21 protein-coding genes are annotated in these 23,178 nt (G+C 56.7%); 5 read left to right on the top strand and 16 right to left on the bottom strand.

Going from position 1 to position 23,178, the window contains the following annotated elements; genetic code table 11:
* A partial coding sequence (locus tag V7680_RS03830; protein ID WP_335651970.1) for an isocitrate/isopropylmalate family dehydrogenase occupies nucleotides 1–339 on the top strand: 339 nt, incomplete at its 5' end.
* On the opposite strand, the gene V7680_RS03825 is transcribed toward V7680_RS03830, so the two are convergent.
* Entirely contained in the window at nucleotides 340–1,566 is a 1,227-nt protein-coding gene (locus tag V7680_RS03825) for an FAD-dependent oxidoreductase (RefSeq protein ID WP_335651969.1), read from the bottom strand.
* A 60-nt stretch (nucleotides 1,567–1,626) separates the two neighbouring features.
* Between V7680_RS03825 and V7680_RS03820 the strand changes: the two genes are divergently transcribed.
* Nucleotides 1,627–3,450: a cation:proton antiporter domain-containing protein gene (locus V7680_RS03820; RefSeq protein WP_335651968.1), complete on the top strand. Its 1,824-nt coding sequence runs from the start codon at nucleotides 1,627–1,629 to the stop codon at nucleotides 3,448–3,450.
* Here V7680_RS03820 and alaS read toward each other — a convergent pair.
* From alaS to dapA, 7 genes are all read right to left on the bottom strand, one after another.
* Nucleotides 3,434–6,082 (bottom strand): alanine--tRNA ligase, encoded by a 2,649-nt coding sequence (alaS, locus tag V7680_RS03815; RefSeq protein WP_335651967.1) that lies wholly within the window; start codon nucleotides 6,080–6,082, stop codon nucleotides 3,434–3,436. The two genes, V7680_RS03820 and alaS, sit on opposite strands and share 17 nt — an antisense overlap.
* 55 nt (nucleotides 6,083–6,137) lie before the next feature.
* Nucleotides 6,138–6,764, bottom strand: a complete 627-nt coding sequence (locus V7680_RS03810) for a glutathione S-transferase family protein (protein WP_335651966.1) — start codon at nucleotides 6,762–6,764, stop codon at nucleotides 6,138–6,140.
* 323 nt (nucleotides 6,765–7,087) lie between these two features.
* Nucleotides 7,088–8,170: a recombinase RecA gene (gene recA, locus V7680_RS03805; protein WP_335651965.1), complete on the bottom strand. Its 1,083-nt coding sequence runs from the start codon at nucleotides 8,168–8,170 to the stop codon at nucleotides 7,088–7,090.
* Between the two features lie 147 nt (nucleotides 8,171–8,317).
* On the bottom strand, nucleotides 8,318–10,759 hold the full coding sequence (locus V7680_RS03800) for a response regulator (RefSeq protein ID WP_335651964.1): 2,442 nt from the start codon (nucleotides 10,757–10,759) through the stop codon (nucleotides 8,318–8,320).
* Nucleotides 10,749–11,363 carry a DUF2062 domain-containing protein gene (locus V7680_RS03795; protein ID WP_335651963.1) on the bottom strand — a complete coding sequence of 205 codons (615 nt, stop codon included), beginning with the start codon at nucleotides 11,361–11,363 and terminating at the stop codon, nucleotides 10,749–10,751. The genes V7680_RS03800 and V7680_RS03795 overlap by 11 nt, the downstream gene beginning before the upstream one ends.
* Entirely contained in the window at nucleotides 11,356–11,838 is a 483-nt protein-coding gene (gene smpB / locus V7680_RS03790) for an SsrA-binding protein SmpB (RefSeq protein ID WP_335651962.1), read from the bottom strand. The genes V7680_RS03795 and smpB overlap by 8 nt, the downstream gene beginning before the upstream one ends.
* Entirely contained in the window at nucleotides 11,838–12,713 is an 876-nt protein-coding gene (gene dapA / locus V7680_RS03785; RefSeq protein ID WP_335651961.1) for a 4-hydroxy-tetrahydrodipicolinate synthase, read from the bottom strand. The genes smpB and dapA overlap by 1 nt, the downstream gene beginning before the upstream one ends.
* A 114-nt stretch (nucleotides 12,714–12,827) precedes the next feature.
* On the opposite strand from dapA, the gene V7680_RS03780 reads away from it, so the two are divergent.
* Nucleotides 12,828–14,807: a lytic transglycosylase domain-containing protein gene (locus V7680_RS03780; RefSeq protein ID WP_335651960.1), complete on the top strand. Its 1,980-nt coding sequence runs from the start codon at nucleotides 12,828–12,830 to the stop codon at nucleotides 14,805–14,807.
* A gap of 53 nt (nucleotides 14,808–14,860) precedes the next feature.
* Here V7680_RS03780 and V7680_RS03775 read toward each other — a convergent pair whose 3' ends face one another.
* A complete protein-coding gene (locus tag V7680_RS03775) occupies nucleotides 14,861–16,156 on the bottom strand; it encodes an HD-GYP domain-containing protein (protein ID WP_335651959.1) in 1,296 nt (431 codons plus the stop codon).
* A 112-nt stretch (nucleotides 16,157–16,268) separates the two neighbouring features.
* Between V7680_RS03775 and V7680_RS03770 the strand changes: the two genes are divergently transcribed.
* Complete coding sequence (locus tag V7680_RS03770; RefSeq protein WP_335651958.1) at nucleotides 16,269–16,508, top strand: hypothetical protein; 240 nt, start codon at nucleotides 16,269–16,271, stop codon at nucleotides 16,506–16,508.
* On the opposite strand, the gene V7680_RS03765 is transcribed toward V7680_RS03770, so the two are convergent.
* Nucleotides 16,497–17,792 carry an HD-GYP domain-containing protein gene (locus tag V7680_RS03765; RefSeq protein WP_335651957.1) on the bottom strand — a complete coding sequence of 432 codons (1,296 nt, stop codon included), beginning with the start codon at nucleotides 17,790–17,792 and terminating at the stop codon, nucleotides 16,497–16,499. The two genes, V7680_RS03770 and V7680_RS03765, sit on opposite strands and share 12 nt — an antisense overlap.
* Before the next feature lie 239 nt (nucleotides 17,793–18,031).
* Between V7680_RS03765 and V7680_RS03760 the strand changes: the two genes are divergently transcribed.
* Entirely contained in the window at nucleotides 18,032–18,637 is a 606-nt protein-coding gene (locus V7680_RS03760) for a hypothetical protein (protein ID WP_335651956.1), read from the top strand.
* A gap of 63 nt (nucleotides 18,638–18,700) precedes the next feature.
* Here the strand turns inward: V7680_RS03760 and arsB are convergent, their stop codons facing one another.
* The 6 genes from arsB to V7680_RS03730 form a co-directional block, all read right to left on the bottom strand.
* On the bottom strand, nucleotides 18,701–19,729 hold the full coding sequence (arsB, locus tag V7680_RS03755) for an ACR3 family arsenite efflux transporter (RefSeq protein WP_335651955.1): 1,029 nt from the start codon (nucleotides 19,727–19,729) through the stop codon (nucleotides 18,701–18,703).
* On the bottom strand, nucleotides 19,729–20,229 hold the full coding sequence (locus V7680_RS03750; protein WP_442954962.1) for an arsenate reductase ArsC: 501 nt from the start codon (nucleotides 20,227–20,229) through the stop codon (nucleotides 19,729–19,731). The genes arsB and V7680_RS03750 overlap by 1 nt, the downstream gene beginning before the upstream one ends.
* 19 nt (nucleotides 20,230–20,248) lie before the next feature.
* The gene (locus tag V7680_RS03745; RefSeq protein ID WP_335651953.1) at nucleotides 20,249–20,728 is read right to left on the bottom strand and encodes an ArsI/CadI family heavy metal resistance metalloenzyme; all 480 of its coding nucleotides are present in this window, start codon (nucleotides 20,726–20,728) and stop codon (nucleotides 20,249–20,251) included.
* Nucleotides 20,725–21,054: an ArsR/SmtB family transcription factor gene (locus tag V7680_RS03740; RefSeq protein WP_335651952.1), complete on the bottom strand. Its 330-nt coding sequence runs from the start codon at nucleotides 21,052–21,054 to the stop codon at nucleotides 20,725–20,727. Before V7680_RS03740 ends, V7680_RS03745 begins: the two co-directional genes overlap by 4 nt.
* A gap of 211 nt (nucleotides 21,055–21,265) precedes the next feature.
* Nucleotides 21,266–22,051 (bottom strand): polyphosphate kinase 2 family protein, encoded by a 786-nt coding sequence (locus tag V7680_RS03735; RefSeq protein WP_335651951.1) that lies wholly within the window; start codon nucleotides 22,049–22,051, stop codon nucleotides 21,266–21,268.
* Between the two features lie 149 nt (nucleotides 22,052–22,200).
* Nucleotides 22,201–23,148 carry a tetratricopeptide repeat protein gene (locus V7680_RS03730; RefSeq protein WP_335651950.1) on the bottom strand — a complete coding sequence of 316 codons (948 nt, stop codon included), beginning with the start codon at nucleotides 23,146–23,148 and terminating at the stop codon, nucleotides 22,201–22,203.
* Nucleotides 23,149–23,178: the final 30 nt, after the last annotated feature.

Here is a 23,178-nt window from a genome sequence, read left to right as displayed (position 1 = left end):
ACACCAACCGGCGATTGTGTCGAAGCAGAAGCAGCGCACGGTACGGTTACCCGCCATTATCGCCAGCATCAGCAAGGCAAGGCGACATCGACCAACCCGATCGCATCAATCTTCGCGTGGACACGCGGCCTGATCTATCGCGGCAAATTTGATGATACACCGGACGTCACGCGCTTTGCCGAAACCCTGGAGCGCGTCTGTATCCAGACTGTTGAAAATGGCGACATGACCAAGGATCTCGCGATCCTTATCGGCCCAGACCAGTCTTGGATGACAACCGAACAGTTTTTTGAAGCGGTTCGTTCCAATCTTGAAACAGAAATGCAAAACTGGAAATAATCATTCCGGAATGATGGGAGCTTCGGGCGATTGAATATTCTCTCGCCCGAACCCCAATCCGATGACGCGGCCGGGGAACCGGCGCAGCAGCGGCACCCGGTTCAGCAGCCTCAACGCAAATAACGGCTTCTCGATCGGCTTGATTCGCCGCAAAAGCGGGGCGATCACCCTGTCCTGCGCCAATTTTTGCATGGCCTGCATCCGCCGTACCGGCTTTATTCTGCGGCTATAGACCTGCTCCAATAACGAATCGGGATCCGTTCCCGCCCCCATCGGCCCGGCCAGGACATTGGCGGCGGTTACCGCGTCCTGCACCGCCATATTGATACCGACTCCGCCAATGGGCGACATCGCGTGCGCTGCGTCCCCAATGGCCAGCAATCCCGGACGATGCCAGCGCTCCAGGCGATCGAGCGCCACTTCCAGCATTTTTACCTGATCCCAGCTGCTGATCTGATCGAATGCCGCGCCCAGATCGGGGACCAGCGAGCGCAAACCAGCGCGAAACGTCTCGATCCCGGCGGCTTTCACTTCATCGGCTTGCCCTTTGTTGAAGATATAGGCGCACTGATAATAATCCTGACGATCTATCATCACCATGAACCGGCCCGCTTGCACCGTTCCGAAGACGTCACCACCCTGCCCCTCCGGCTTGTCGATCTTAAACCAGAAGACGTCCATCGGCGCGCCGATATTTTCCTGCGGCAGTTCGGCTTTGCCGCGCAACACCGACCGTCTGCCGTCGGCAGCAATAACCAGTCTGGCGTTCAATCTCTGACCGTCACGGGTCTCGACACCGCACACCCGATCGGTTTTGTCGTACAGAAGGTCCACCGCTTCGGTCTCCATACGCAAATCAAACCCGGGATATAGCCTTGCCTTTGTCGCGATGAAATTGAGCAAGTCCCATTGCGGCATCATCGCAATATAGGGCGCCGCCACCGGCAAATAACGAAAATCAACCGCTTTCATCTGGCGACCGGCGATATGGATGGATGCCTGATCCAATCTGCTGTGCGGCAGTTGCAGCAGGTCCTCCAGCATTCCCAGTTGATGGAAAAGCTCGAGCGTTGACGGGTGAACCGTGTCCCCTCGAAAATCCCGAAGAAAGTCGGCATGTTTTTCCAGCACAGCGACTTTCAATCCCGCACGAGCGAACAGCAGCCCCGCCATCATCCCCGCAGGACCTCCACCCACAATCACAATGTCGCGATTAATATCCGTCATTCGCATTCTCCGTCACGTAAGCTGCTGACAAATAGCATCGTTCGCGTATAGAGTCGCCCTATGCATAGTCCGCTCGACAATCCCGCCTTCATTGACGCCATCGTAATCCTGGGCGCTGCAGGAATCATCATTCCCGCATTCGCCCGTTTTCGAATAACGCCGATTATCGGATTCATTCTGGTCGGCATCTTGCTCGGGCCATCCGGGCTCGGGTCATTGCAGGGCCAATATTCATGGCTGCAATTTGTCACCATCAGTGATCGCGAGGCGATAGAGCCGTTTGCCGAAATGGGGATTATATTACTGCTTTTCTCCATCGGGCTGGAATTATCGTTCAAGCGTCTCTGGTCGCTACGCCGGCTCGTCTTCGGTGTCGGTGCAGCCGAGCTGCTGGCTTCGGGCTTGATCATCGGGTCTGTTCTATATCTTCTGGGCCAAAATTCTGCCGGTGCATTGGGACTGGGACTGGCATTGGCGCTTTCGTCGACCGCTTTGGTGCTGCCCATGTCCGGTACAAAAAGCCCGGTCGGTCGCGCGGCTCTGGCCATGCTGTTGTTCGAAGATGTTGCCATCGTTCCGATCATTTTCCTTCTCGGCGCTATCTCTCCGGCTATCACCGCTGATGGCGGCTGGGATGACCTGGGTCGAACGCTTCTACTGGGCGGCGCCGTCATCATCGGCATGCTTGTCCTTGGACGGCTGATACTCCCACGAATTTTCGCGCAGGCCGCACGGACCAAAAGCCCCGAACTATTCCTCGCGGTAAGTTTGCTGGTCATCATCCTCGCTAGCCTCGCGACAGCCGCCACCGGATTGTCTCCGATCGTCGGTGCGCTTCTCGCCGGTCTGTTGATCGCCGAAACCGAATATCATGGCGAAGTCGAGGTTATCACACAGCCGTTTAAGGGTCTCGCCCTTGGTGTGTTTCTGATTACCGTCGGCATGCAGGTCGATATCCGGGTTGTCCTTGAAAACTGGGCGAGCCTGATCACTGCCGTTGTCGGCGTGGTCCTCGTCAAGGCAGTAGTAACCGGCAGCCTGCTCCGCTTTGCCGGAGCCCGCGCGGGTACCGCGACCGAAGCTGGCGTATTGATGTCCAGCCCATCCGAAACCACGTTGATCGTTTTGGCCGCCGCGACACAGGCTCAGCTGATCCAGCCACAGACCGCAGCGTTCTGGCAGATTGTCACCGCTATCGGCCTTACCATCACGCCACTGCTGGCCCGGTTCGGCCACGACATCGCCCGGCGCATGGAAATGCGAAGCGATGGCGGCGCGGCATCCGACGAATTGCCGGTGGAAGCCCAGCAGACAATCATCATTGGCTTCGGCCGGGTCGGGAAGCTGATCGCCGACCTTCTGACGACTCATAATCAGAAATATATCGCAGTGGAAAGCAACATAGACACGGTCGCTAAAGCCCGCCGCGAGGGCTATCCGATCATGTTCGGCAATGTGTCCCGCAACGAAATGCTCGACCGTTTACGGCTCGGCCATGCCAAGGCCTTGGTCCTGACGATGGACGAGCCGGTACTATCGGTGCAGGTTGTCAAAAAAGTCCGGGCCTGGGTGCCCGATCTGCCGATCATTGCGAGGGCGCGGGACATTGAACATGCCGCCGAGCTTTATCAGGCCGGCGCTACGAACGCGGTGCCAGAAGCGCTCGAAGGGTCTCTGCAATTGTCAGAGGCGGTACTGGTCGAGAATGGCGTTGCCATGGGCCCGGTCATCGCGTCGATCCATGAATTGCGCGATATCTACCGGAAGCAGATTCAGGAAGACGGTGATCTGGAACAGGAACCCAAGCTAAAATCCATGACCACCGCCTCAGGTCAGGCGACCGCCGACGATTTGGTGCCGGACGGACTTAGCCCGCAAGAATAGCCCGGATCGCGGCAATTGCATCATCGGCTTTGGCGCCTTCAGGACCGCCGCCTTGTGCCATGTCCGGACGACCACCGCCGCCTTTGCCGCCAACCGCAGCAACCCCGGCTTGAACCAGATCGACCGCGCTCAGGCGTTCGGTCAAGTCGTCGGTCACTCCGACCGCAACCGTTGCACGACCGTCGTTAACCGCAACCATCGCACTGACACCGCTCGACAGTTTCTTTTTCGCCTGATCAACCAAACCGCGCAATTCCTTGGGGTTCAGCCCCTGAATGACCTTGCCGCTAAACGCGACACCGCCGATGGATTCTGTCTCGGTTGCTTGCGCGCTTCCGCCGTCGCCAGCCATTGCCAGCGCGGTTTTTGCTTCGGTCAATTCCCGGTCGAGTTTCTTGCGCTCTTCCACCAATATGGCGACGCGATCCGCTGCTTCTTCGGGAGAGGCCTTGAGCGTCGCGGCAATCGACTTGAGCTTGTAATCGCGGTCGGCAAACCACAGTCGCGCCGCTTCACCAGTTAGCGCTTCGATACGTCTGACTCCGCTGGCGACTGCCGATTCCGAAACAACCACCATCAGGCCAATATCGCCGAGCGCATGGACATGGGTACCGCCGCATAGCTCTACCGAATAATCCAGATCGGCTTCGCGGCCCATCGAAAGCACCCGTACTTCATCGCCATATTTCTCGCCAAACAGCGCAAGCGCACCAGCTTCGACAGCTTCGTCGGGGCTCATCAGGCGTGTGGTGACCGGGCTGTTGCCGCGAATCTGCGCATTCACATCCGCTTCGACGGCTTTCATCTGAGCTTCGCTCAGAGCCGAGGGATGGGAAAAATCGAACCGCAGACGATCGGCAGCGACCAGACTGCCCTTCTGGGTCACATGGTCGCCGAGATGGTGCCGCAACGCCTTGTGCAGCAAATGGGTGGCGCTGTGATTGGCACGAAGCGCGGTACGCCGGCCTTCATCCACTTTAAGATGGACCATGTCGCCGACCGACACGCTACCCGACTTGATTTCAATCTGGTGAGCATGAAGCCGCCCCAGCGGTTTTCTGGTGTCGGTCACACTGGCCTCGAAGCCGTCCGCACCGGATAGCTGGCCAGCGTCGCCCATTTGCCCACCGCTTTCGCCGTAAAATGGCGTCTGGTTGGTTAGAAGAGTGACCTTTTCGCCGCTATTGGCGACTTCGATTTCGGCGCCATCCCTGACCAGCGCCACGACGACGCCTTCGCCTTCCTCTGACGTATAGCCGGTAAATTCAGTGCTGCCTTCGCGTTCGGCAATATCAAACCAGACAGCATCGGAAGCCTGGTCGCCGGAGCCTTTCCACGCAGCGCGGGCGGCGGCTTTTTGCTCCGCCATCGCCTTGTCAAAGCCGTTGCGATCCACACCCAGCGATTGGGCGCGCAAAGCGTCTTCGGTGAGATCATAAGGGAAGCCGAAAGTATCATAGAGTTTGAACGCGGTTTCGCCGGGTAGGATATCACCTTCCCCCATATCGGCGATTTCGGCATCGAGCAGCTTCAGGCCGTTGGCCAATGTCCGGCGAAAATTATTTTCCTCGCGGAGCAATGTCTCTTCAATCAGCGGTTTGGCGCGAATCAACTCGGGAAACGCATTGCCCATTTCGCCTGTTAGCGAACCGACCATCCGGTGCATCAACGGGTCCTTGGCGCCCAGTAAATGGGCATGGCGCATTGCCCGCCGCATGATCCGGCGCAGCACATAGCCGCGACCTTCGTTCGATGGCAGAACGCCATCGGCGACCAGAAAGGATGACGCGCGCAAATGGTCTGCAATGACGCGGTGACTGGCCTGATTGTCGCCGGTGGTGACAGTGCCGGTCAGCGAACCGGATTCGGCAATCAGCGCCTTGAACAGGTCGATGTCGTAATTATCGTGGACGCCCTGCATGACGGCGGCAACCCGCTCGAGTCCCATACCGGTATCGATCGACGGTTTGGGCAGATCAACGCGATCGCCCTCGCCGCGCTGGTCATATTGCATGAACACCAGATTCCAGATTTCGACAAAGCGATCGCCGTCTTCGTCCGGACTGCCCGGAGGGCCGCCGGCAATATGCTCGCCATGATCGTAGAATATTTCACTGCAAGGGCCACAGGGTCCGGTATCGCCCATCGACCAGAAATTATCATCGGTGGCGATGCGGATGATTCTCTCGTCCGGCAGGCCTGCAATCTTCTTCCACAGGTCAAAGGCTTCATCGTCATCATGATAGACGGTAACGGTCAACCGCTCCGGCGAAATGCCCCAGGTCTTTGTGATCAGGTCCCACGCATAGTGGATTGCCTGCTCCTTGAAATAGTCGCCGAAGGAGAAATTCCCGAGCATCTCGAAAAATGTATGATGGCGTGCGGTATAGCCGACATTATCGAGATCATTGTGCTTGCCGCCAGCGCGGACGCATTTCTGGCTGGAGGTCGCCGTAGAATATGGACTTTTCTCCGCTCCGGTAAAGATATTCTTGAACGGGACCATGCCCGCATTGATGAACATCAGCGTCGGATCATTGTAGGGAATGAGCGGCGAAGAAGGGACGATCTCGTGACCCTGAGCGGCGAAATAGTCTAGGAAAGACCGTCTGATATCATTGGTGGTTTGCATCCATTCGACTTAGGGGAGCGATCTGCCGTTGACAATCCCGAGAATGGATCGAAAATCACGCATAGGCATAAGGCCCGCCCTTTTCGAGCGCGGTACGATATTGCGGACGGCTATGGATACGCTCCAGCCAGGCCAGCAGGTTCGGATAGCGCTCATCGAGCCCGGCGCGGGACTGGCAGGCTTCGAGCGGGAAGCTCATCATGACATCGGCGGCAGTAAGCTCATCACCGGCAAAATAGTCGCGGTCCGCCAGTTCGGTCTCCAGCCAGACCAGCAGGTCAGTGACCATCTGGCCAACCGGTTTGCGCGCCGGAAAGCCAAGAATTCCGAGACGGCCGACCACCAGCAGTCCGTAGAGCGGCGGCATCATCGAGCCTTCCGCGAAATGGAGATATTGGGTGTAGAGACGAGCGCCTTTCGCATCGCCGGGCGCGCCCAGCTTGCCACCGGCCTTGGCGACGAGATATTCGGCGATCGCAGCGGTCTCGATAATCACTTCGCCAGCATCCTCGATCATTGGCGATTTGCCGAGAGGATGGATGGCCTTCAGACTAGCCGGTGCTTTTTGGGTCTTGGGGTCGCGTTCGTAACGCTTGATTTCATAATCGAGACCGAGCTCTTCCAGCAGCCAGATGATGCGTTGCGAGCGGCTATTTTCGAGGTGATGCAGGGTGATTGTCATTGCTATATTGGCCTTCCGGAGAGCTCAAAGTTAGTCAAAGTTAGGGCCAACGAAGCGGTGTAATCAGCCAGTTGTCAATCTTTTCCAACATTTTGGCATTCCGCTGCCGATAAAAAAGACAAATAAAAATGGGCCGTCCTACAGTCGGGGGACAGAAGGACGGCCCTATGCCAGGGATCGCCTCGGGGGAGAGTGATCCGGCAAAACTTGTCATGTCTTGATTTCTCCGTTCCAGCACCAGCCGGATCAGCGGAGACGATCTTTGACTCTAAGGCAGACCATCGGGGCGGCAACAAAAGTCACCGCTCTGACGGACTAATCACTTATTTTTCTTCATCATCGGCTTTGGGAACGGGGCCGTTCATCATTTCCTCGGCCACTTCTTCCTGTTTGCCGCGAATCTGGTTTTCCAGCTTCTCCATCATCTCAGGATGTTCGAGAAGGAAGCGCTTGGAATTTTCACGTCCCTGCCCGATGCGGACCGAGTCATAAGAGAACCAGGCACCCGATTTTTCGACCACGCCGGCTTTCACGCCAAGATCGATAATCTCGCCGACCTTGGAAATGCCCTGACCGTACATGATGTCGAATTCGACCTGCTTGAACGGCGGCGCGACCTTGTTCTTGACCACTTTTACGCGGGTGGTGTTGCCAACAATATCGTCGCGTTCCTTGATCTGTCCGGTGCGACGGATGTCGAGCCGGACCGAAGCATAAAATTTCAGCGCATTGCCGCCGGATGTCGTTTCCGGATTGCCGTACATCACGCCGATTTTCATGCGGATCTGGTTGATGAAGATCACCATGCATTTGGAACGGCTGATCGAACCGGTCAGCTTGCGCAGCGCCTGGCTCATCAAACGAGCCTGCAGGCCGACATGGGTATCGCCCATTTCGCCTTCAATTTCTGCACGCGGCACCAGAGCGGCGACCGAATCAACAACCAATATGTCAATCGCATTGGAACGCACCAATGTATCGACAATTTCCAATGCCTGCTCGCCGGTGTCGGGCTGGGAAATGATCAGCTCGTCGGTATTGACGCCCAATGCCTTGGCATAGACCGGGTCGAGCGCGTGTTCCGCGTCGACAAAGGCAGCGGTGCCACCGTTTTTCTGTGCTTCGGCGATCACGTGCAAAGCGAGTGTAGTCTTGCCGGAGCTTTCCGGTCCGTAGACTTCGATCACGCGTCCTTTTGGTAATCCCCCGATTCCCAACGCGATATCCAGTCCCAGGCTACCGGTAGAGATAGCTTCTATTTCAAGCGCCTTGCGCTGGCCCAGCTTCATGGCCGAGCCTTTGCCAAAGGCACGATCGATTTGCGCCAACGCGGCGTCTAACGCTTTTTGTCTGTCTGATGAGTTCAACTGATTATCCGATTCTACGACTTTTAAATTGCCGGCCATTTGCCTGTCCCCTTCGCTAAATGCTTAACTATCATCAATCAATGATTGTGATGATGTACCGCATTTGTTCTCATAGAACAAGGGGAGAACATAAATTTTTTATTGATAGGCTAGATTTTTGAAAATTAACTGAAAAACCACCGTTTTCTAGTCCAGTTTGGCATGTTCGGCCAAAGTCTCTCCGACCGCTTCTGCTATTTGCGCTACCGAAAACGGCTTGGGCAGAAAATTGACTTTGTCGAGATCGATCGATTTGCGCAATTGTTCCTCGGCATAGCCGGACATGAACAAGATCGGCAGATCGGGATAATGTTTGCGGACATGCTTGGCCATGGTCGGGCCATCCATATTCGGCATCACCACATCGGAAACGATAATATCGAATTTCTGTTCCTTGTCGCCCCGCGCCGAGAGCAAGCCCAATGCCTCCTCGCCTTCGCTGGCGGTCTCTACCGTATAGCCTTGCCGGATCAAGGCCCGTTCCGCGACCGCACGGACCATGTCTTCATCCTCGACCAGCAGGATATGTCCGCTTCCCCATAATTCTTTTCTGGCAGTCGCCTTGACTGGGGGCGAGTTCAGGGTAGCCCGCGCAATATCTTCCTGCGTCGGCACGTGAACGGGGAAATAGATCGAGAAAGTGGTCCCCTCGCCGGGCTTGGAATCGGCAAATATATAGCCGCCGGACTGTTTGATAATCCCGTAGACCGTCGACAGTCCGAGACCGGTGCCCTTGCCCACTGCCTTGGTCGTGAAAAACGGTTCGAAAATCTTGCCAATCACATGCGGCGGGATGCCGTTTCCGGAATCGGTGAAGATCAGTGCGGTATAGTCACCGACTGGCAGGATATCGCTTTTCAGCGCGCGAACATCTGGTGCCCCAACCGCCTGGGTCGAGATCGAGATCTTGCCGCCTTTTGGCATGGCATCGCGGGCGTTTACACCAAGATTGATGATCACCTGCTCAAGCTGGCCTGGATCCGCGCGGACCAGACCGAGATTGCGGCCATGGCGCACTTCGAGCTCGATGGTCTCGTCGAGCAGACGCTTGAGCAGGTTCGACACATCCGCCACCACGTCGGGCAATTGCAGCACTTGCGGCCGCAGGGTCTGCTGGCGCGAGAAAGCAAGCAATTGGCGGGTCAGTCCGGCAGCCCGGTTGCTGTTATTTTTGACCTGCTGGATATCGTCATAGTCACTGTCACCCGGCGCGTGGCGCAGCAGCATCAGGTCGCAATGACCGATGATTGCGGTGAGGATATTGTTGAAATCATGGGCAACACCCCCGGCCAGCTGACCGACAGCCTGCATTTTCGTCGCCTGCGCAACCTGGCTCTTCAATTTCGATTCTTCGCTATTGTCGCGGATCGACAGCAGCACCGCCGCTTCGCCCAGTCCGCGGACCCCGGCAATGCCCAGCGCAACCGGTTCCTCGCCGCCATTGCGCAACCGCACCGCCAGATCGCCCGCCTTAGGCGGGCCGCTGGCATAGCGGCGCACGGCGTCGGCAACCGCCGATTTGTCGTCGCGGATCATCAGGTCACCGGGATAGAGCGGCTGTTCCTTCTCGGCAATGCCGGCGGTTTTGGCAAAGGCCTCGTTGAGGAACAGGAACCGTCCATCGCGGTCGGTCAGCGCAAGACCAAGGGGCAGCAGTGACAACATCGATTCAACCTGCTCGAGCGCCTTGCCGCGCTCGACCATCCCGCCATCGTCGTCGATCAGCAGGATCAACGCGGGACCATTCTCCTTTTCCCGATCAAGCGGGATATGGAAAAGACGTACCGGCGTACCGTGGCGGCCCTCCCGTTCAAAAAAGATTGTGCCCTTGTCATCAGACCGCAGGAAATTGATGAAATTGCGACCGGCAATATTAGCGTCCACCCGACCGGTTGCGCGCAGCGCAAAAGCTTGATTGGAAGCCCGTATCCGCCCTTCCCCGCCAATCACGCTGGCCAATATGCCCGATTCCGAAAAGGCCCGGCCACCACCGCCACTGACAAGACGGGTCATGTCATCGAGTATATCGGCCTGGATTTGCGGGATCATCTGCCACAGCAGATATTCGTCGCCCTGGCCGGCCCGCACGACTTTTGCACTATATTCGGCGACCCCGCGTTTCAGACCTTCCGCGTAACCGCGACCGTCCCGCCAAGCGGTACGCCCAGCGGTCGCGAGTAGTTCGTTGCCGCCAGCCTGCAGTGGTAGTTCGGGGGGAACGGCAGGACCATTGAACCATTTTGTAAATAGCTCGTTGGCACAGACCAGCCGGCCAGCCCGGTCCGTAATCGCCAGCCCGATATCCGACTGATCGGCGACCATCCGGGTGACCGCCCAATCTCCCGGGTCTGCATAATCCTGATCATCGGACGAGGATTGTGGACGCAGAAAATAGGCAATGGCAGTCATGCTGAGGACGAGAGCGGCAAAGGCGCTGATCACAGCGACATTCTGCACTTGCCAATATAGCAGCCCGGCCGAAGCAATCACCGCTACGACCAGCAATGTCGCTCTTATCCGAACGCCAACCAGCGCCTTTCGGGTGCTGGGATTCAGCAACCCGCTATCATTTTGAGCCTTACTGGCCATCGCCAGATCTTTCCCCGAGAATTTTATTGAGCCGGTCTCTGCGTTTGCGTCCGATCCACCAGCGCCATCCCCAGCTGCTGATCAAATAGCCGGTCGCGGCAAAAAATATCGCGAACACGAAAAACCCGAAGGCGGTCACGCCCGCTTCGCGCACCAGCCAGGTCAGCCATTGACCAAATTCGCTCTGCATATGGGTATTGATAGGCTGGCCGGCGGTCATCGCATCCATTTGCAATATGAATTTCCCGATATGGTTGGCTGCCGCGATCCAGAACGGATAGGTCAAGGGATTGGTGATAAAAGTGGTAACCGCTGCAATCGGAACATTGGCACGGACGGGAAGCGCCAGGAAAACCGCCGCAAATATTTGCCCGACGGGGATCAGGAAAGCCGCCAGCATACCCAAAGCAACGCCGCGTGGCACCGACCGACGGGTGAACCGCCAAAGCTCGGAGACCAATATACGGTGGGCAATCGGCTTCAGATATTTACTGCGTTCCATGCCCGCGCGGGTCGGCATCTTCCTCTGCACCCAGTGGAATATGACCATGATCAACCGGGCAGCAAAATCCTTGTCGCGAATATTGGGCTTCTGGTCATCCATGTTCGCGCATCAGCCGGCCCTGTTGCCGTTTCCAGTCACGATCCTTTTCGGTCTGACGTTTATCGGGTGCTTTCTTGCCCTTGGCCAACGCCAGTTCAAGCTTCGCCTTGCCCTTGCTGTTGAAATAGATCGACAGCGGCACAACCGTCATCCCCTTGCGCATCACGGCCGCATATAATTTGTTGATCTCGCGGCGCTTGAGCAGCAGCTTGCGGGGACGGGTCGGCGTATGATTATGACGGTTGCCATGGCTCCATTCGGGAATATTGGAGTTGATCAGCCAGGCTTCCTCGCCCTTAACCTCGGCATAGCTTTCGGCGATGGCCCCCGAACCGAAGCGCAATGATTTAACTTCTGTTCCGGTCAACATGATGCCAGCCTCGAAATGTTCCTCGAGAAAATAATCATAGCGCGCGCGCCGGTTCTCGGCGACGATCTTTTGCTTGTCAAATTCTACCGGCCGCGGTTTTGCCATTAGATCAGACCGGCCCCTTCCAAGGCAATATCAACAGCTTTGCGGCTGGCTTCGGACGGCGGTGTCATCGGCAAGCGCAGATCGGTCGAAAAGTCCGGCAGGACCCGGGACAATGCATATTTGATCGGCCCCGGCGACGCGTCGGAAAACAAGGATTTGTGCAAAGGATAGAGAACGTCATTCAACTCGCGCGCCTTGGCATAGTCGCCAGCCGCACAGGCAGCCTGAAACTCGGCGCATAATTTCGGCGCCACATTGGCGGTAACCGAAATACAGCCGACACCGCCAGCAGCGTTGAACGCCAGCGACAGTTCGTCCACACCTGACAGCAGGACGAAGTCATCGGCACAATTGAGCCGATGTTCGGTGACCCGGTCCAATACGCCACTGGCATCCTTGATCGCCACGATGCCGGGCAAGTGGGACAGAGCAGCAACGGTCTCAGGCTGGATATCGGTGACCGTGCGCGCCGGTACATTATATAGAACCAGCGGCAGATCGATGCTCTCGGTCAGGGTCGTGAAATGGGCAGTTATGCCTTCCTGATTCGGACGGTTATAATATGGCGCTACGACCAGACCGGCCGCCGCCCCGCATTTTTTCGAGAAGGTAAGATGCAACAGGGCGTTGGTGGTGTCGTTCGATCCGCAACCCGCGATGATCGGTACCCGGCCAGCCGCCTGCTCGATGCACACTTCGATAACCCGGTGATGCTCGGCATTGGACAATGTCGATGCCTCGCCGGTGGTCCCGCAGGGTACAAGAGCACTGCTGCCCTGGTCAATCTGCCAGTCCACAAGTGCACGAAACTGGTCTTCGGCAAACGATCCGTCGCGAAAGGGGGTCGCCAGAGCCGGGATGGAGCCGGAAAACATCGAATAATCCTTTATATTTACCTTGGAAATTGGCAAAGCCACCACCAAGTTATTTTTAACATTAACGGTGATATAGTTCGCCGTTCAGCGCCTGATAAGGAGCCTACCCCCAAAATGTCCAGCATGGTATCAAGAATTGTCATCGCGGCGCTGCTTTTATCTCCTGCTACATGCATGGCGGCCGAACAAATCAGCTGGCAGGGAAGCGAAAGCGGTCTATCCGATCCGACCGGCGGCAACGCCGTTCTCGGCCTCCAGCGTTGGCGGGTGCTCACCCAGTCCGACAATTATTCTTTCGAGGATTATGCCGGTTTTCTGGTAACCTATCCCGGCTGGCCGGAAGACACGCGGATGCAGCGCAACGCCGAGCAGGCGATCAACATCAACAGTTTCTCACCGAGCCGGGTTCTCGCCTATTTCGAGCAATTTCCGCCGACCACTAACGCCGGCGCCGCCAAATATGCGGTAGCGCTGCAGGCGTCGGGAATGAGCGACAAGGCCAAGGCCATGGCCAAACAGGCATGGCGCGGCGGTACGCTTACCAGTGAAGATGAAGCCGCCCTGATTTCGCGGTTCAGTTCGGTGCTGAGCATCGATGATCATGATGCCCGGATGGATGCGCTGCTGTGGGCACGAGCGACCCGCGATGCAGCAGGCCAGCTGTCCTTCACCTCTCCTGCCCGCCGCGCGGTATTTGCAGCCCGGCTGGCACAGCTGACCGAAGCGTCAGATGCCAACGTCCAGGCAAGCGCAGTCGGCGCCATCGCCCGCGACGATGCCGGCTTTCTCGCCGATCGCGCCCGCTATTTGCGCAACAGCGGCCAAAGCTATGCAGCACGCCAGTTGCTGGCGACCAGATTGCCGCTGCGGGTAAAGCCGGCCAGCCCCGACACTTGGTTTGAAGCAATGCTGATCAACGCCGAAGCCGCTGCCAATGACCGGCAATGGACCTTGGCATATGATATCGCGTCGAAAGTCGAAGACGCCTATGACACGCCGACCCGGATCGCGGACCAGAACAGCCGCGTGCGCGACAAATATTCCGATCTGGTCTGGGTAGCGGGCACGTCCGCGCTCAACGGCATGCGTCAGCCCGCCAAGGCGATCCGCATGTTCGATCTCTATGCGCAGTCCTATGATTCGCCCAATATCACCTCGAAAGGCTATTATTGGGCCGGCCGTGCGGCCGCCGATGCCGGCCAGACCGAACAGGCCAACGCCTATTTCGAGAAAGCGGCAAAATTCCCCGACTATTTCTACGGTCAACTGTCGCTGGAACAGCTCGGTCGCCCGCTGCCGGCATTCAATCGCAAACCAGATGTCGTAATCACCGAAGCCGACCGTGCTGCCTATGATGTCGATCCACTCGTGGTGGCCGTCAAGGCATCGGTCCGGACAGGACCGTGGCGCGAACAGATCCGCTTTCATCGCGCTCTGGCCGGCAATGCAAAGACCGCAAAAGACTTCATGCTGATCAGCGATCTCGCTACACGCATCGGCGCGCGTGATCTCGGCGTCATCAAGGGTATCAGCGCCCGCGGTGCCGATGTCGGCGCGATTGACGAAACCACCTTCCCGACCATGCCCGTACCGTTCGGTCATGAAAGCACCTGGACCCTGATCCACGCGATCACCCGTCAGGAAAGCCAGTTTGCCGAAGGCGCGATCAGCCATGCTGGTGCCCGTGGCCTGATGCAGCTGATGCCCGGCACTGCCCGCGAGCAATCCGGCAAGGCGAACCTGTCCTATAATCTCTCCTCGCTGACCGATGATCCGCAATATAATATCAAGCTTGGCAGCGGCTACATCCAGCGGATGATGGACTATTATGGCGGCAGCTACCCGCTCGCCGTCGCAGCCTATAATGCTGGGCCCGGCAATGTGAACAAGTGGCTCCGCGCCAATGGCGATCCGCGCATGGGCGGGATCGACTGGGTCCAGTGGATCGAGGATATTCCGATTTCCGAGACCCGCAACTATGTCAAACGCGTGCTCGAAAACGCCGTGGTCTATGACACGAAAAACCCGCGCGGCCCGACGATCCGCAGCGAGACCCCGCTGTCACGCTATATTGGGAAAAACGGTCGAGGCTGAGGCCCGGTACCTGTACAATCCGAAAGACCGTCGTGCTAGATTCTCGCATGGAATCACGCGGCGAACGGTTTGCTCATCAACTGGACGGAATACATTTTCCAGTCGTAAAAGCCCAGGTCTGCGGGATCTTCCAGGCCGACCAGTTTTCGCGATCTGGTGCGGCCGAGATCAATATCCTTTGACTCAAATCTGCGATTGTCGTCGAGGGATTTAAAGGTTCGCACAATGGGCGCGGAGTAGTCGGACGGCGATTCACCAAGCACTACGGCCAGTTCATTCCGGTCCAGGCGCACCAGCGATCCAACGGGCAATATGCCAAGACTATCTACAAATTCACGGAGGATGAGCTTGTCATAATGACCTGACGCGGCTTGCATTCGGGCCAGCGCCGCGGAAGCAGAGAGCGCGTCCCTGTCAGGCCGGCTCGCGGTTAAATCATCATAGTCATCGCAGATCGCGCACATCCTGCTAAAGATACTGAAATTGTCAGCACGAATTCCCCCTGGAAATCCGGTGCCGTCCATTTTTTCATGATGCCTCAGACAGACTTCCAAAGCGATGTCACCGACACCTTTCGACGATGACAATATATCATGGCCCCGCTGCGGGTGGTTTTGGACAGCAGCCGATTCAGCCTTCTCGCGCGCGCCTGGGTCGGAACCGGTGCTGTCAGGAATTGATGACTTTCCGACATCATGAAGAAGACCAGCCATGCCCACTTCCTGCATTTGCGCCGCCGGAACGCCCATTTTGCGAGCCAGAGTAATCATCAACGCGCATACGGCAACGGAATGAAGATAGGAATGTTCATCCTCGGACTTCAATCTGGCCATATTGAGTATGATCGTCGGATCAATACTGACGGATTCAGATATCTGGCTCACCAGAGGAGCCATTTCGTCCCCCTTAACCGCGTTACCGAGCCGCGCGTCTTGAAACAGGTTCATGACGGCCGCTCGAGATTGATTGATTATGCGGGATGCTTTCTGCGCCTGCGCAGCACGCTGACGGGTAGACAGGCGACCAAAGCTCGGTTTTGGCGTCTCACGCAAATAGGACCGGGGCCCTGGTGCGGGCGGGGGCTGCGAAGCTGCGACCCTTTTTGGAGCACGCTCCGATGCTTCTAGCGGTTGCGGTGCTACGTCGGTCTGTGAAACGGTCGGTAATCCCGTGCCTCGCGATTCATTTATTATCACCTGCTCCACACCACTCTCGACTATACGTTCAAGCTGCTTATGGTCGGTCAGCAGGAACCGCGATCGCCAGAACGGATTGTCAAACCACGAACCTTCGAAGGAATGAATGAACATCCCCACCTCAAGTTGACTGACCGGAATTGTGCGAAGCATGAGTAGATTTCCTGGAGCCAAATTCCCAATTAGATCTATTACGGCAGAAGCGATGGTTCATTAAGCCAGCAATCGGCCTTTTTAGCTTCGTTGGCGCGGAGTGCGAAATGCCGTGATCCGCTCGAAGACCTGCCAGGAAAGCCAATTTGCCAAGGGCGAAAGCAGCCACGCTGGCGCGCGTGACCTGATGAGGTTAATGTTTGGCACTGCTCGCGAACAGTCCGGCAACGCAAATCTGTCCTACAATCTCGCGGCACTGACCGACGATCCGGATATAATCACCGGGCGTTTCGCTTCTGAAATTTTCGCGCCTTGCTTTTCGCACCGGTCTTTCGGCCGCTCATTGGGCTGACGGCATGCTCAATAATTTCGCAGAAAAAAGCGGCCAGTCGGTAAATCCCCAATTTTCAGGCTCTTCAATAGCAACCAGCTTCCGCGATTTATTGCGACCGGTATCAATATCTTTCGGTGCGATATCGCGGTCGCTCTCGATCGAACGGAAGCTCCGCACAATCGGCGCTGCGTAATTGGTAGACGATTCACCGATCACCATCGCCAATTCGTCATGATTCAGGCGGACCAGCGTTCCGACCGGTAATATGCCGAGACTATCGACAAAATCACGCAGGATCAGCTGGTCGAAGTGGCCCGACCAGCTCTGCATTTCCGCAAGCGCCTCCGAAGCTGAAAGGGGCGTGTTGTAGGAGCGCTGGGAAGTGATCGCATCGTAGACATCGCAGATGGTGGACATGCGTGTGAAAATACTGAGATTGTCAGCAGCTATTCCTCCCGGATATCCGGTCCCGTCCATTTTCTCGTGATGCCTCAGACAGACCTCGAGCGCGATATTGCTGACATCTTCCGACGCTGCCAATATGTCATGCCCCCGTTGAGGATGATTGCGGATCGTGATCCATTCGCTCTCGTCGAGTTTCCCTGGCTTGGACAAGATGCTCTCCGGAATGGATGTCTTTCCGACATCGTGCAAAAGGCCGGCCATGCCGATATCGTGCATCTGCTGCTCGGGGAAACCCATTTTACGGGCCAGATTGACCATCAGGGCGCATACCGAAACGGAATGCAGATAGGTATATTCGTCCTTGGTTTTCATCCGGGAGATGTTGAGAATGATCGTGGGATCGATATTGACCGATCTGGATATCTGTCTGACCAAAGGAGCCAATTTGCGCGACTTGACTGTATTGCCGAGACGCGCGTCTTCGAACAGAGCCATCACGGCTGCTCGCGACCGCTTGATCGTCCCGGATGCTTTACGGACCTCCGCTGCGCGCTCGCGCGGGGTCAGTCGATTGAAATCCGGTTTTGCAACATCCCGCAAATAGGATCGCGGCCGCGCGACGGCTGACAATTCTGGCAGCCTCGTCAATTTTGGCGCACGAGCGGAAGGTTCTGCCGCTTTTGGGCCTTCTACCGGTTCTAGCGGCAGCAACAATTTCTTGCCCCGCGCTTCGTCGATCGTGACCCGTTTTACATCGCTGGAAACGATCTGCTCGATCTGTTCGCGATCGTTCAGCAGAAACCGCGATCGCCAGAACGGATGGTCAAACCAGGACCCTTCCATGGAATGTACAAACATGCCCAGCTCGAGCTGACTGATCAGAATTTTACGCAACATCTGCCGGTTCCTTCAAGCCTGATCCATCGTAACGTCTATTCACGGCAGGATTGGCGACCGCTTCAGTGTAAAATAGGTTTTGGAGCGGTTTCGTCCGGCCGAAATACAGCTAAACGCGGGACTGCCTCACTTTCCATGATGCAAAGCATATTCGCAGATGATGATTATTGGCCTTGATTGTAACCAAATTGCGAAACCAATAGAATAGCCATCAAACCACCCGAAGTTCTTGAGAAACCATGCCCCAATCGACGCGCAGTCTAGCAATATCTGTATCGATCATGCTGCTACTCACCGTAGCCACACAAATATTATATATCGCGACGCTCAGCGGTGTCGGAATTGTCGACGGCTGGCCTCTGCGGTCGACAGTCTGGACCGCAGAACTTCTGCTATTCACTGCGATCGCAATAACATCGATTGTCGGCCTGGTCCGGTCATCCGATATGCAATTGGGCTGGGCTGCACTGATCGTCGCTGGCCTGATCAACATGGTCCAGTCGGGCATCGGCCTTTCGATGTTTCTGCCGGCAGCCAAAGCCGGGGAAGCATTTGCACCGCTGATGGGCACGTTGCTTGCCGGGTCGTTCCTGTTCTACAATCTCGCGAAAGCTATTCTGGGCTTTGCCGCATTGATCTTCGGACTGTCCCTGTTTCGCAAAGACCAGTCGATCGGCCGCATGGTCGGTGTGGTCAACGCAATCGCCGGGGCGATTGCAATCGCCCTTAATATCGCAGCCGTACATATGGGATTGGGTTCGGTTCCATTTTCCGGAGCGAGCGGAGCAATCGCAACATTTTTCGCAGGCTGTGCGCTGTGGTTGTCCTCCCGTCAGGCGGAATGATGACCAGAGTTTGCTAAACTGACGAATTCCAGTCTGTTCCCATTGGGCAAGCTTCGGTGATCATCATTGATCACCGAAGCTTTTTTTCGTCCGGTTGGCGATCGCCACCAGCGACAGCATGACCGGGACTTCTACCAGCACACCCACCACTGTCGCCAGTGCCGCGCCGCTGGACAGACCGAACAGCCCTATGGCGACCGCGACCGCCAGTTCGAAGAAGTTGGAGGTTCCGATCAGCGCACAGGGTGCCGCTATGTTATGCGGTAGTTTCCACGCCCAGGCGGCGAAATAGGCAACGGCAAATATGCCGTAGGATTGCAATATGATCGGGATCGCGATCAACACTATCAGCACCGGTTGGGAAATGATGGTCTCGGCCTGAAAAGCGAACAGCAGAACCACCGTCGCCAAAAGTCCGATGATCGATGTCGGCTTCAGGCGAGCGGTAAAATGGTCGACGGCCTCGATATCACCGGCATGGTTGGCGATGACCACCCGCCGGGTCAACGCACCGGCGACCAGCGGTACGACCACATAGAGCCCGACCGACAGCAACAAGGTCTGCCACGGAATGGCGATGTCGGTTACACCCAGCAGCAAAGCCACAATCGGTGCAAAGGCTACAATCATGATCAGGTCATTTACCGACACCTGCACCAGGGTATAAGCGGCATCGCCCTTGGTCATCTGCGACCAGACAAAAACCATCGCCGTGCACGGAGCAGCGCCCAGCAGGATCAGGCCAGCGATATATTGCTGGGCATCCTCGCCGGAAATGATCCCGCGATAGATAAAGTTGAAGAACAGCACCGCCAGCGCGGCCATCGTGAAAGGCTTGATCAGCCAGTTCACGACGACAGTGATAATCAGTCCCTTTGGCTTGCCGCCGATGTCGCGCAGGCTGCCGAAATCGACCGCGACCATCATCGGATAGATCATCGCCCAGATGAGGACCGCGACCACCAGATTGACCGAAACGACTTCCAGCTGCGCGATCAGACCGAATAGTTCCGGCGCGACATTGCCCAGCAGGATTCCAGCGACGATTGCCAGGCCAACCCATAAGGAGAGCCAGCGTTCAAAAAGACCCATTACGCTTTCCGTTCCCTGATCGTTTCTTCCTTACCGATCTCCCTCAGCATATCCTTGATGGCTGACGCATCGGTGGATTCGAGAGGCAGTTCAAGCAAGCGCCTGATCCTGTTGCGCATATATTCAAATGCGTTCAGGAACGCCTCGCGCTGGCCGCCGCCTTCTACATCGGCGGGATCCTCGATCCCCCAGTGCACGGTCACAGGATGACCCAGCCACACGGGACAGGCTTCTTTTTCCGCATTACCGCATACGGTAAAGATGAAGTCCATCTTGGGAGCATCTTCGCCAGCGAATTCGTCCCAGCTTTTCGAACGCAGATCGCTGGTGTCGAACCCCTTCTCGTTCAGGATTTCCAAAGCCATCGGGTGGACATCACCTCGCGGAAAGCTGCCGGCGCTATAAGCCTTGAACCGGCCCTCGCCTTCGCGGTTGAGCAAGGCTTCGCCCAGGATCGACCGCGCCGAATTCCCCGTGCAGAGAAACAGGACGTTATACATTTTCCCTCTCACCCGATTATCAGCAGCAGGATGGCGAAGCGGAAGGCGCAGGCGCCATTTGCGGTGTGCAGCAGGCTCCGTCCGACGCATTGTCAGACGTCAGCTGGTCGAGATCGACGCGATTGCCATATTCGGTCACTTCGCCGTTGGTCAGAAACGCTTCCCAGGCGATGCCGTCGGGATCGACCGTCCAGTTTTTCTCCGACTGGGCATAGCAACAGGTCGTCGCGCCTTCGTCAAATATCGCTCCGCCAGCGTCCTGGATCCGGCCGTAAACGCCAGCCAGTTCTTCGGCATTTTCCGACTGGATGCCGATATGTTCAATGCCGCGTTTTGTCCCCGGATTGCTCGACATCGCGAAATTGACGCGCGGATCCTCGAGCATCCATTTGGCATAATCCGCCTTCAGCACAGTGGGCTCGGTGCCGAATAGTTTTGAATAGAAAGCCACTGACTTTTCAAGGCTTTCGACGGAAAGATGGATATGCATTCTGTTCATTTGCAAGCTCCTTTTGACGTGAGAAGGTCAACCGCGCAGGCATCCCCTGCACAGCAATTTTCGAGTAAATAGGCGACGAGCCTGTTCATCACCGCATAGTCTGCGCGGTAAATCAGCGTCCGCGACTGCCGCTCCTGACTGATCAGCCCGGCGCGGGTAAGATGGGTCAGATGAAAGGACAGCGAGCTGGGCGGAACACCGAGCTTCTCCGCGATAGCACCTGCGGCAAGACCCTCGCTTCCGGCCTGCACCAGCAAGCGGAATATCGACAATCTATGCTCCTGGGCGAGCGAGGCCAAAGCGGTTACGGCTTGATCCGGTTGCATGAACGACTCCAATGATTCGATAATCGTCGAAATATAGAATCATTATACGCTCGTCAAGCACGTTTCGACTATTATCGAAATGACGGCAATCCCATGGATAGTAAAACATGCCTCCAACTCTTCCAGCGAGGCACGCTGCACGACCGTTTCCGATCGCAAATATCCGGGTACAATTGTCAGAAAACGGGCAGCCGTCGGCGACAGCTATGCGTCAGTCCTTGGCCTCGTAACCGAAAGCTTGCTCGGCCAGTTTCACCAGTTCCGGATCGGCCACTGGCAATTCATCGGGCAAAGCCGCTTCCAGCGTCTCGGCGACATGGGTCATTGCTGCGATCCGCGCAGATTTCTTGTCATTGCCGTCGATCACCTTCCAAGGCGCCCAGCGCGTGTCGGTATTTTCGAACATATCGTGCATCGCTTCGAGATAGTCATCGCGCTTTTCCCGGTTGCGGAAATCCTCGGCGGTGATCTTCCATCGCTTGTGCGGGGTATCGAGCCGCTTGGCGAGCCGTGCATCCTGTTCTTCCTGCGTGGTGTGGAAGAATATTTTCACCAGATTGGTGCCACCATCAATCTGCTGCGCTTCAAATTCGTTGATCTCGTCATAGCCACGCTTCCAGTCGGCAGGCTCGCAAAAGCCCTCGACCCGCTCGACCAGCACCCGGCCATACCAGCTGCGATCGAACACACCGATTTCGCGGCTACCCGGCAATTTCTGCCAGAAGCGCCAGAGGAAATGACGGTCTTTCTCTTCCTTGGTCGGCGCGCCGATCGGCCAGACATCAAAATAGCGCGGGTCCCATTCTCCGGTCATCCGGCGGATCGCACCGCCCTTGCCTGCCGCGTCCCACCCTTCGAACACCAAGATTGACCGGCTTCGATGGATGATATGCTTGAAATGGATATGCGCGAGCCGGTCCTGCAGCGCTTTCAAAGCGTCTCCATAGTTACCGTCATATTTGTCACCGGATTCATAGTCGGACAGATTAATGGTCATTTGTGCTCCGTCACCCGCGCTAATCCGGGGTCGAGGGTTAGGGTTTTCAACCGTCGCTGCCAGAGGCTCTGGATGCAGCACCAAGTTCAACCTGATGATATACTATATTCGGTTAGCCCGAGCCAACCGGTTAACCCTGTTCTTTGGCATTAACCGCCGGAACCGACAGATTGACGCAATTCCCATTCATCCAGCGCGCGCTGGTGGGCGCTCACACGAGTTATGGACAGGGCCACTTCAGACTTTCCAGGCGACAGGCTCAGAGCTTCATCATAATGGGCAAGCGCCGAGTCAAGGTCACCGCGCTGTTCCGCACAGAGGCCGCGATTGAACGCCAGCGAGAGATGAACCAACCCGTTCTGCGCCGCCTCGTCCCACATCCGGCAGGCTTCTGCGGGATCGGATTTGGTCATTTTGATCGCCGCCTTGAAAAAGTTGCTCTCTGCTTTGGACATCCCCTTGCGGCTTTCCAATATCCTGACCTCGAACCGATATTCGCTTGGAGCAAGGTCGTTGCGGATCGCGCTGGCGGCGCCAGACACCATCGACCGGATCACAGCTTCGCTGCTAGCAAATTCCTCGTCATCGCCGAAGCAGACCGTCTGTTCATTCTTGTCCGGAAAGGATTCAGAGTAGATGCTCCGCCCGTCGCGAAAGCGCGTTGCCCGCACTTGCGCCCGAAAATCAATCGTGCGGCTCAGACAGTCCACTTCGATATCCTTATAGGACAAGCATTTGTCTTTCTCTCCGCGCTTTACGCAGCGCCGCCGCTTGGCGACTGTTTCATACTCTTCGATGCCCGCGGTAACATTGCCCGAAAGGCTGGCGTCGGAATCCACCGCAGATCGCCCGCCGATGACATCAAAATAGGGTTGGTCAAAGACAGAGATCGCAGCAAGCCGGTCCTCCAGCTCGAACGCCAGCGCCCGCCCATCGCTGCCCCCGAAATCATCAATCGCAATGGTTTGAATTTCGGCAAATTCGGGAGCGCGGGCCGGGGTCAGCCCCTCAATCATTAGAACTTCGGCCTGCGCGGCATTGGGCAAGCAAGACAGCGCCAATATGCCTGAGATCGTAGCGGCCAGTAATTTATTCATGTCCATCCCCGAGGCCTATTTGTTCATAAA

The sequence above is a fragment of the Parasphingorhabdus sp. genome (assembly GCF_036963705.1).
Lineage (GTDB): Bacteria > Pseudomonadota > Alphaproteobacteria > Sphingomonadales > Sphingomonadaceae > Parasphingorhabdus.
This window is presented reverse-complemented; position numbering and strand designations above follow the sequence as displayed.